1 protein-coding gene is annotated in these 889 nt (G+C 32.8%); it reads right to left on the reverse strand.

The features are described from left to right. Positions 1 to 76: 76 nt before the first annotated feature. The coding region (locus ESY88_RS20715; protein WP_394343980.1) for a DUF4886 domain-containing protein at positions 77 to 889 on the reverse strand (813 nt) is incomplete at its 5' end.

Here is an 889-nt window from a genome sequence, read left to right on the forward strand (position 1 = left end):
CGCTGGAAAATTCCCAAGAATTTTCCAGATAGGCACAGACCCAGCAATGGCTTATACACGGTGTTGCCAGTAGTTTTTATTCCGCAATTTTCTTTAATTTTTCCGCTGTTTTAGGTTCAATTTCTCCGTTGTAAATTAAATCAGATGCTTTTTTATCAGTCAACATTTGGTAAAATATACAAGCGTTCAAAAAAGCACCATTTTCGTTTGGATGACTTTCATCTTCGTAAAGTTCAATTTCAGGGAATTTTGTCCGAACTTCAAAGTATTTAGTTCCGTTGTTCGATTCGATTAGGTCATTTTCTTTAGCAACTAAATTATATGATTCGTTAATTACGTTAAATTCTTGTTCTAAATTTTCAAGAACAGGTGAACAGCATTTATCCTTTTCTATTGATTTGTCAATTGACCTTGATGGATAGCAATATTGTTCAGGATATTCGTTTTTTGATGGCCAAGTTTGGAAGAGTATGAATTTACAGTTTGGATTAGAAACCAATTTTTTGATGTCAGAAATAGCTTTGTTTACTTTTAGTTCACGATTTTCTGGGATTAAAACGCTTACAGTTCCAGTTTGTAAAATAACAATATCCCATTTTTTCTCGGCAATCTTAATTTCCGTTTCGGTCTTTTCTCCATCTTCTTTTTTTCTTGTACTAATGCCGTTTTCAGTCCTTGAGGTTATTATGTCCGATAAATGTCCTGATAAAGATTGTCCTGGAAATGTGCTTTGTTCAATTTTAATATTTGGATTCGTTTCATTCAACATTTTTTGCACAGTCTGTGGCATTTCGTGGAAATATGTCAAGCTATTTCCGATAAATAACACATTTATTTCGTCAGTTGTTTCTGTGTTTTGAGATTTACAACTTATTGTGGTTAATGTGAT

It is taken from the genome of Subsaximicrobium wynnwilliamsii (assembly GCF_007997225.1).
GTDB classification, from domain to species: domain Bacteria; phylum Bacteroidota; class Bacteroidia; order Flavobacteriales; family Flavobacteriaceae; genus Psychroserpens; species Psychroserpens wynnwilliamsii.